General features: G+C 55.2%; 1 protein-coding gene. It reads right to left on the minus strand.

Annotated features, from left to right (window positions below; all coding sequences use genetic code 11):
* A partial coding sequence (locus ACKWMY_RS28185; RefSeq protein WP_409487544.1) for an IS110 family transposase occupies positions 1 to 795 on the minus strand: 795 nt, incomplete at its 3' end.
* Positions 796 to 960 lie beyond the last annotated feature (165 nt).

Below are 960 nucleotides of genomic sequence, written 5' to 3' on the forward strand. Positions count from 1 at the left end.
TGCCACCACCGCGGGCATGTATAACGCGCTTCGCAGCTCACCGTGTCCCACTTTCGATAACCGGCTTTTCCCTTTAAACATCCCCGACTCACATCGCTGTGGATTCAGTCCTGCATAGGCGACCAGGGCCTTGCTGCTGGTGAACCGCCGCAGGTTCCCTGCGAAGGCCAGCAGGCTGGAACTCAGCATATCTCCTACTCCTGGGATGCTTTTCAACAGGTCGCTGTCCCGCTTCAGGTCTGGGTTATCATCAATGTGTTGGCTGATTTTCTTCTTCGTTTCTCGTATCAGGTCATCCAACGTGGCGATGTGCTCATTGAGTGAAGGGACGATGACCGCCTCTGCTACCTCCAGACGATTTTCTTCCATCTGACGCATCTCTTCGAGGTTCTTAAGATGCCTCACCAGCGCGGTCAACTGGCGTTCACTCAACGGGGCCGGGAACCACGGGTCGGGCTGATGCAGTGCGCAGTAGCGGGCTATCATCGCTGCATCGCTTTTGTCCGTCTTGTTCCGGGTGAGTTCTGTATTGCTGAAGGAATGGATACACGCCGGGTTCATCAGACTGACGTGGTAGTTGTTGTCTGCCAGATAAGTGGCCAGCTCCGTGCTGTAGCTCCCGGTGGCCTCCATGCAGACATGACAGTCGCCAAAGCGGCTCAACCAGGCCGCGAACTCGCGGCACCCAGAAGGGGTATTGGCAAACTTTTTGGTTTTATACTTCTGATTGTCCAGCAGTACGGCGACATCAAACTTGAGTTTGGCGATATCAACGCCGACAGGGGTTCTGCGCATGATGGCACTCCATAAACATGTCTGTAATTTATCGCCGGACCATCCTTATATGTGGGTGCTCATAGGCACAGGATACCGTTCGGTCTAGAAGGCGACAGGGAAATAGACAGCCGGGGCACAATCTCTCCCGCGGGCTCAGAGGCACAAGGGCTAGGGGGAGCTCAC

The organism is Serratia sp. J2 (assembly GCF_046269175.1).
Taxonomy (GTDB): domain Bacteria; phylum Pseudomonadota; class Gammaproteobacteria; order Enterobacterales; family Enterobacteriaceae; genus Chania; species Chania fonticola_C.